This window comes from Desulfosporosinus sp. I2 (assembly GCF_000960765.1).
Lineage (GTDB): Bacteria > Bacillota > Desulfitobacteriia > Desulfitobacteriales > Desulfitobacteriaceae > Desulfosporosinus.
In genome coordinates this window covers 51107-59839 of record NZ_JYNH01000014.1, presented here as the reverse complement: position 1 = coordinate 59839, position 8733 = coordinate 51107, and the positions used below count along the sequence as shown (strand labels likewise).

Annotated in this window: 7 protein-coding genes; 3 read left to right on the top strand and 4 right to left on the bottom strand. The window is 42.5% G+C overall.

What is annotated here, in order from left to right; all coding sequences use genetic code 11:
• The 3 genes from UF75_RS06045 to UF75_RS06035 all read right to left on the bottom strand — a co-directional run.
• Positions 1–2344: ABC transporter permease (locus UF75_RS06045; RefSeq protein WP_045573703.1), on the bottom strand; the 2344-nt coding region annotated here is incomplete at its 3' end.
• Positions 2338–3042, bottom strand: coding sequence for an ABC transporter ATP-binding protein (locus UF75_RS06040; protein WP_045573702.1), 705 nt, complete (start codon positions 3040–3042; stop codon positions 2338–2340). The genes UF75_RS06040 and UF75_RS06045, both read right to left, overlap by 7 nt.
• A gap of 4 nt (positions 3043–3046) precedes the next feature.
• Positions 3047–3682: a TetR/AcrR family transcriptional regulator gene (locus UF75_RS06035; RefSeq protein ID WP_045573701.1), complete on the bottom strand. Its 636-nt coding sequence runs from the start codon at positions 3680–3682 to the stop codon at positions 3047–3049.
• Between the two features lie 252 nt (positions 3683–3934).
• Here UF75_RS06035 and UF75_RS06030 point away from each other — a divergent pair, with 252 nt between their 5' ends.
• On the top strand, positions 3935–4495 hold the full coding sequence (locus UF75_RS06030; protein WP_242860135.1) for a hypothetical protein: 561 nt from the start codon (positions 3935–3937) through the stop codon (positions 4493–4495).
• Between the two features lie 182 nt (positions 4496–4677).
• Here UF75_RS06030 and UF75_RS06025 read toward each other — a convergent pair whose 3' ends face one another.
• Positions 4678–5652, bottom strand: a complete 975-nt coding sequence (locus UF75_RS06025; RefSeq protein WP_045573699.1) for an MBL fold metallo-hydrolase — start codon at positions 5650–5652, stop codon at positions 4678–4680.
• Positions 5653–5875: 223 nt separating this feature from the next.
• On the opposite strand from UF75_RS06025, the gene UF75_RS06020 reads away from it, so the two are divergent.
• Together UF75_RS06020 and UF75_RS06015 are read left to right on the top strand one after the other, a co-directional pair.
• On the top strand, positions 5876–7051 hold the full coding sequence (locus UF75_RS06020; RefSeq protein WP_045573698.1) for a PLP-dependent aminotransferase family protein: 1176 nt from the start codon (positions 5876–5878) through the stop codon (positions 7049–7051).
• Between the two features lie 129 nt (positions 7052–7180).
• Positions 7181–8713 (top strand): PLP-dependent aminotransferase family protein, encoded by a 1533-nt coding sequence (locus tag UF75_RS06015; protein ID WP_045573697.1) that lies wholly within the window; start codon positions 7181–7183, stop codon positions 8711–8713.
• The last annotated feature ends 20 nt before the right edge of the window (positions 8714–8733 follow it).

The window sequence follows — 8733 nt, the reverse complement described above, 5'->3', positions numbered from 1 at the left end:
GTGATTTTATTTTGTAGTAAGCCCTGCTCTGGGCCACTAAAACAGAAAAAGCAGTTCCTGCAGCCGCACCCAACAACGCCATGGGTGGCAGGTCTGCCGGAAGAGAGTACATATCATTGCTCATAGACTGTGCCATACTCATGCTTAACCCATAGGCCATCGGTATCCCGAGCAGAATCCCAAAAGCATATAACGTCCATTGTTCTGAGGTAATCACCCGTAAAACCTCTCTTGGTGTCATTCCTAACACACGGAGGGAGGCCAATTCCCGTTTGCGTTCCGAGAGTGAAATAATACTAGCATTATAGATGAGAGCAAATCCGCAAATCCCGCCGAGAATGGCGAGTATCCATACCGTAAACCCGAACGAATCCATCATTTTCTTAATCTTTTCCCCCGTATCCTTTAAGGATTCAATCGAAGCAACGTTACTTGCGTTTTGATACTTGCTTTTCATGGGTCCTACTTCTGCCGGATCCATCTTGATTAACATTGACGTACTGATTTGGCCTTGCCTTAAAAATCGTTGTAATTCTGTATCCTTCATGAAGGCACTAAGTCCGACGTATTGAGGAACAACCCCTATAACCAGCAAATTCTCACCCTTCTGACTGAGAGTTTCTCTCCGCAAGGGACTTTCCACATAGATGACATCTCCAGCTTTGACGTTTAAAGATTTGGCTAAATGTTCAGATAGCAAAAGCCCATGGTCAGGAACCTCCACGCGTCGGCCATTTTTATCAAGAATATTATAAAGTGTTGACTCTTGAGTGAGACCCATCAGAGTCACTTCTTTCTTTAACCAACCACTTTTCAAAGAAGCAGGTACTTCCAATACGGGTTCAACTTTAGATACTCCTGGGTCATGGGCGACAGCAAATTTTGTAGCCCCTGTCGGGGAAGGTTCCGTTAACTGTAATTTGACATCAAAGGTTTGAACTTTTTCTAACTGGTCCACCGTTAATATGTCGGTCATATTCTGCATTGACCAAGAAACTGTCATTAAGCTATAAACGACTGCGATCCCTAAGACGTTAAAGAGACTCCTGGTTGGAGTGCGAAACACATCCCGAATACCCATCTGGGCCTGTGATGAGAGGGTTTGCCAAAACCACGTCAAGCTTTCGATCAACGTTTTGCGTGCAGTCCCTGGTGCTGGGGGCCTCATAGCTTGGGCTGGTTCCAAGCGCAAGATGTCTAAACTTCCTTTGACCCCACTGAGTACGCAAAAGACGAGCGCCATCGCCAGGCTGAAAAAAAGGTATTTGAGCGAGAATTCGCTTTTCAGACCAGGTAGATCAAAGTATGCCTTGTACATTGCGGTTAAGGGAAACGAAAGAGCCACTCCGGATAATCCTCCGAGCAATCCCCCAGCTGTCCCTATGACTACGGGATAGGTTAAATAGTGTAAGACAATCTCTCGATCCGTAAAGCCAAACGCCTTAAGGTTTCCGATTATCGTTCGTTGTTGTTCGATGAGCCGCCGGAGCATGGTGTATAAAATTATGGCGGCCACTCCCAAAAACACCACAGGCAGGGTTTTGCTCATGTTTCGTATTTGTTTAATCTCACTGGTCAGAATAGCGTGACTCACCTGGTCTTTACGAGGGACTATACTTCGAACGCCATAGGGTTTTAACTCTGCTTGGAGACTGTCCTTGACCGAATCAAAGCTCACTTCATTCTTCAAAGTGAACACAATATCATTGACTTGTCCTTTTTCCTTGACGAGCGCTTTGAGGGTACTAAAGGGGACATAGGCTATACCAAATTCTTCCGGGGATGGATAAAGATCTTGGGCATTTCTCATAATGTAAATAAATTCTGGGCTTTGGGCAGTTCCCGTGATAAAAAAGGTGACCTGATTACCATCAATACTAACGTTAAGGGAATCTCCCAATGACAAATGATTCGCCACTAAAAACTTAGGGTCAACAAGAATTTCGGGTTGGCCTTCGTTTGGAAGTTGCCCTGCTATGAGATGAATCTCGTTAATTTTTGGGACATTACCCTCATTAAGAGTGACCATTTTCAAATAACGATTGGAGTCTTTCCGTTGATCTATCAGACGAACTTCTTTGACAATGCGTCCTGTGGCTTGATCAATTCCAGGCAGAATTGAAAGAGAGTTCACTTGGTTTTCAGGATACCCAGTTACAGTAATAAATCCGTCAGCGAAGTTCGTTTCAGTATAGAAGTCTTGCTGTGCCTTCTCCATACTTTCCACCGCAATCGACATTGAGGTATAGATGAGCAAGCCTAAGGCAATGACCATGATACAAGCGAGATAAACTCCCATATTTTCTTTGATATCTCTCCAAGTCTTTCTTCTCAACATTACCATGATATATCCTCAGGACAAAGTGGTTTTTCTATGACTTTGACATCATCCAGTAAGCCGTCTTTTAAATAAAAAACTCGATTCGCCATTTTGGCGATTTCCACGTTATGCGTAATGATCATGACGGTCTTATGGTATTCATGATTTAACTTCTGCAGCGCTTTTAAAACCTGAATCCCTGTTTGAATATCTAAGGCACCCGTCGGCTCATCGCAAAGGAGAAGTTCAGGGTTTTTGACAATGGCCCGAGCTATAGCCACTCGTTGCTGCTGACCACCTGAGAGTTGAGATGGAAAATGATCTGACCAGTCTTCGAGACCGACTTCACGTAAGATGTCTGTGACAGAGAGCGGATTTTGGGCGATTTCCACGGCCAACTTTACATTCTCATAGGCTGTGAGATTGGGCATTAAGTTGTAGTTTTGAAAGACAAAACCCACTTCATTGCGGCGATAGAGAGTAAGTTCTCGGTCATTAATCATATGCAGGGGCTGCCCTTTGTAATAAAGCTCGCCCGATGAAGCCTGGGTCATCCCACCAATAATATTCAGCAACGTGGTCTTCCCAGAACCACTTTGGCCCAATACGACAATAAATTCTCCGTAGAAAATCTGGAAGTTGATTCCCTTTAAGACCTCGATTTCGACTTCACCTGTCCGATAATGTTTGCGGAGATCTTTCCCGTCCATAAGAACGTCCATAATCTCACCTCCTTACACCATACATCCCATACTTTAAAATTTCTAAATACTCGTTATACTCTTCCATAATCTTATCGTAGTTCTGGAATAACTCTTGTTCCTTACCTTTAAAATCATTGAGATATTTTTCTCCAAGTGCGCCTAGAAACAGTATAATGACTTGAATTGCCTTAGAGGGTTCCACTCCACTTCGGAAATCCGAATAATCAATATCCTCAAAGAACATCGGCATAATATCCTTTGAGACTTGGAGATACTTTTTTTCGATCTCAGATCTCAAATCCTGAGGAGACTTTGTAAGTCCTTCCATAAATAATTTGATAATATACGGACGAGCCTGGGTTATCTTCAATTTGATCACTGCTAGTTCACTTAACCTTTGAAAGATATCCCTAGTCTCTGTCAAAGGGTATTTCTTATATTCCGTAATCATTTCCAGAATGCAGTGATCCAAGATATATAAAAATAAATTCTTTTTATTCTTGAAGTAATGAAACAAAATCCCTTTGGAAATCCCTGCTTCCTTAATAATTGAGTTAGTTGAGGCTTTATCATAGCCTTTATCGGCAAATTCATAGATACATACATCTAAAATCTTTTTCTTTTTATCCTCATTTAAGTTTTCAAAGTTATTGTACATAGATGCTCCTTCTAGAACTTCGCTTTAACTATCGTTAGGATCAATGATGACAGGATTATACACTTTTTTTGACCAAGTGGTCAATCGAAAAGAACTTCAAAATCTGTCTCTTAGCAAAGGTGTACTTAAGTCAAGTTATTAGGGCATATATTCTGTTAATAAGTATGTATTATCGGCATGAAATTTCCCGGCTAAAGACACCTTTATGTGGAAATAACTAAATGTTAAATGAAACTAAAGGGGGCTAAATGCTTGAAAGAGATATTTGTATCCGACCGCATCTTTGATTTAGGTCCTGTAAACCTAGTAATTGTATCGCAGTTGGATTCTACTTCAAATGTCATAAAGCTTAAGGTTTACGAACGAGAGCACTACTTTCTAGACCTTAGTCCAACCGATAATCTCGCTCATATCGCTCAATATTCAATTTGCCCGAGTTGTTTTACTCAAGCTGTTCATGAAATTCAGGAACTGTACGCAGGATGGTCTAAAATCGATAAAACCCAGTCCCTGAAAATAATAGGTATTCATAATCAAGATCCCAATACTCTCTTAATTCAATTTTCACACGGTGAACGATATTTTATCTATCAACGATGCCCTAAGGCAAACATAGAAATGGTGCGTGAAGAACTATTTGGTAAGAAACATTACTTACGTCAGCGGTCTTTAAGTTATGACGATGAACAATATCTTATCTCTTTGTTAAGGTTTATGCCTAAAACGAAAAAAGCCATTAGCTTTTATCCTCATAAACCCTCTTCCAGACTAACTCGTGCCCGAAAACATCTCTCTTTAACTCATTCTAGTTAAAGCCTATAATCCATCTTTCAACATAAGTAACTTGCTACGGCTTATTATCTGCCTTTCATATTCCAGATATATGAGCATTGGGCATGAGCAAAGGACGGGGAACCCATTTTGTCCTCGTCCTTTATTTTCACGTTCAAGACTCTAAATTAGAAGGGTTGTTATTATTTATTGAAATTCTGTCATTAATTCTTAATCTGGCTATACGTGTCGATTCCATCTTTAGTGGTAACTTTCAATTCCCCTTGATAGGTTAAATATACGAGGTGAGCTAGGGTCTCCGCCATAGCGAAACGCAGCTCATGATAGCTAAGGTCCTGTCTGAAAACTTGTTTACAGACTTGATAAGCTGTCGCACCACTCCCTACACACTCTTTCATTTCCTGCAATCGTGCTTGGTGATGAGCCTCAAGTTGACTTATTCTCTCTTCGATCGTAGAGAACGGCTTACCATGAGCAGGTAAAGCCAATTTACAGTTTAAGCTCCGGATGCTGTCGATGGCTTTTAAAAAGTTATGCAAAGGGTTAGGATCTGCGCCAGTTTGGGGCCACAAGCTAATATTAGACGAGATTTCGGGCAAAAGGTGGTCCCCTGATAAGAGCACCCCTTGATCGATATTATAAAAGCAGATATGTCCATCCGTATGCCCTGGCGTTAAAATAACTTGGTATTCAAAATCCCCTATGATCACCACTTGACCCGCCTTCAAGGTTGTTAGTTTCGGATGAGGAGATGTATAACGAATTAAGTTATTAACGGAACCAATCGTCTCTCTGACAATCTCATCAGGCATACCATTGTCTCTATACATGATGTCTAGGGCTCTGAGGATATTGTTTTTACTTTTCCAGTAGCGATTTACCCGATCAGCGTCAATTTCTCCAATATAAACTGGGGCGCCGGAATACTCCTGAAGCCATCCTGAGCATCCGTAATGGTCTGGGTGAAAATGCGTTATATAAATTCCTTTAATATCGTAAGGTCTAATAGCATGCTCTTCAAAAAACTGCCGCCACCCCTCAATGGTGGCCTCCCGATTGAGACCTGCATCGATCAGCCACCAGCCTTTAGTTCCTTTTACAGCATGACAATTGACGTGATTCAATCTAAAAGGTAAAGGTAACTTTACTTTATAAATCCCCAGTGGTTCGTAAATCATGATCTCATCACCTTCTTTCTTACAACGTTTGACAGAAAAGTCTAACTACTTATTTCTCCATGACAGGTTAAATACCTTCCATTTTCTAAAATGAATTTGAAATCATTTCTTTCTTAGGGAATTGGGTTAATATTGGATGCTATATTTGACCATCCAATTGGATGTTGTAAGCTAGGAATCTCCCCTCTATAATTAGCTTAAAACTTAGAGGGGGAATTGAGCAATGCAATATACATATGCTGAAAGGGTAAATTACATGGCAAATTCAGCGATTCGCGAACTCCTGAAAATTGCTGAGCAACCGCAGGTTATTTCGTTTGCCGGTGGTCTTCCGGCCGCGGAGTTGTTTCCACTTTCCGAAATCAAGGAATCTTATGCTCAAGTTCTTGGGGCAGGCGACCCTTCTGTCCTCCAATACGGAACTACTGAGGGATATTTGCCCTTACGTGAGGAGATATCCGCCCAAATGCGTGCTAAAGGAATCCAGACTGAAGCAGATAACATCTTTTTGACGAACGGTTCGCAACAAGGATTGGATCTTATTACCAAGTTATTTATTAATCCTGGCGATGTAGTACTCCTGCAGAACCCGAGTTACCTTGGAGCCATCCAAACCTTCCGAAGTTACCAGGCCAATTTCGACACCATTCCTACAAATGAAGCAGGAATTGATGACCTTGCTCTCGAATTATTGATAAAACAGAACCCTCCTAAAATAATTTACCTTGCGCCCACTTATCAGAATCCAACCGGCACCACTCTTACACTTAAAGAACGAAAGGCTGTGCTCCGCATAGCGAGCAAGTACGGTATCCCTATAATAGAAGATGATCCGTACGGCGAACTTCGCTATGATGATGAAGCGTTACCATCTATCAGATCTTGCTCTACTGATAACGAGGTGATTTACCTTGGCACCTTTTCTAAAACCCTGGCCCCTGGGCTTAGACTTGGTTGGATCGTTGCTGAAAAAAGTCTGATAGCCAAACTCGTCGTAGCAAAACAAGGAACTGATTTGCACACTAGTACTCTCTTACAGAGGGCTACCCACTATTACCTAACGCATTTTAACGCGGTTGAACACATCAAAACGATTCGCCAAGCTTATAAATTTCGAAGAGATTATATGCTTACCGAACTTGAGGAAAACTTCTCCGATCAAGCCATATGGACAAAGCCATCTGGAGGTATGTTTATTTGGCTGACTCTCCCAGAAAGATATGACACTGTTAATCTCTTGCCCCATGCATTGGCAGGTAATGTAGCCTTTGTCCCAGGAGCCCATTTCTTTACATACAACGGGAAATACAGTAGCATGAGATTAAATTTTTCAAACCCTGCCCCACAGCAAATAAAACAGGGAATTAAGCTTTTGTCAACGATCGTGGCAGCTTACTAAACTGGGAGTTGACAAGTTTCAGCCCAACTAAATCAAATCTCGTGTCTGATCGTATCTGAATCGCGCACCGTGTATCCGAATCACGCGTTCGTATTCGTCATCGAATTGTAATGTGAGGGAAAGCGAATCATGAAACTACACTTAGACCGTTCCATTAAGACACCGCTTTACTTACAGATTGAGAGCCAGATTCGTCAACTTATTCTAGCTAATGATCTTCCTCCCGGTTTCCGACTCCCTCCTGAGAGAAAGCTAGCCACCTCGTTAGGCGTCAATCGCACCACAGTGGTCAATGCCTACCATGAGTTGGTGGCAGATGGCTTGATTCAGCCACACGTAGGTAAAGGAACTATAGTAAGTCCCCCTCAGCCAGCAAACCCTTCTCTTGGCCATTTTTCTAATGCCAAGGCGATTCAGCCGATATCTTGGCAGAACTTTTATACCAGACAATCCGAACGGATGCATAATCCAGTATTAGCATCCATATTGGATGAAATCGGTGAGAACGATGAGATTTCTTTCGCCTTGGGATCACCAGCCGGTGAATACTATCCGCTAGAGGAATTCAAAGAAATTAGTAAAAAGGTAATGCGTCCTGACAATTGGCGGGCCTTTGAATACGGACCTACTATCGGGCATTATCCTCTGCGCCAATACTTAGCAGATTGGCTTAGTCAGCGGGGCCTACATACTCAAGCCCAAACTATTTTAATCACATCAGGTTCTCAACAGGGACTTGATCTGTTGACTAAAATTTTCTTGGAGCCAGGAGACTACATCGTAATAGAGGAGCCTTCCTTTCTAGGAGCTATAGGGGTTTTTAAGGCAGCAGGCGCCCATATTCTTACTGTACCAGTAGATCAAGAAGGGTTAAAAACAGATGTCTTAGAACAGATCCTCTCACGTCATCGTCCAAAATTCATCTACACCCTTCCTACATTCCAAAATCCATCAGGAACAACTATGAGTCTAGCGCGACGGCATAAACTTCTTGAATTGGCCTATCAATACCATATACCCATCGTAGAAGATGATCCTTACAGCGAACTTTATTATGAGAATGAGCCGCTCCCTTCCCTTAAATCCCTCGATGAGTTTGGGCATGTTATCTATCTTGGGACGTTTTCGAAAATACTGTTTCCCGGCCTTCGCCTCGGCTGGTGTGTAGCGCCTTCCCAAGTGCTAGAACAATTGTCTCTGGCCAAACAGCTTGTTGACCTGCACACCAGTACCATAGCTCAGTGGGTTATGGCAGAATTTTGTAAGCAAGGACTTCTGGACAAACACCTTCCGATCGTCAGAAATCAATATAGGCTGCAACGTGATGCCATGGTGACCGCTTTAACGGAGTTTGCGCCTCAGGGCTTATCTTGGACCATTCCAGAAGGTGGGTATTACTTGTGGTGTGAACTGCCGCCCGATATGAAAGCCGCGGCGCTGCTCACCAGAGCTGCGGATAAGAAAGTAACCTTTGTCCCAGGAAATGCCTTTCACGTCAACTCTGGAGGAAAAGACCGAATTAGACTTTGTTTCGCACGCCATTCTGAAACAACGATTCGAGAAGGGATCTACCGCCTCTGCGAAGCAATTTCGGAGATATTAAATCAGCCTCACCTAAGAGGTACGACTAATCGGCCTCGATTTAGCGAACCTTTGGTATAATTGAAGGTGTCTTCAGCAAT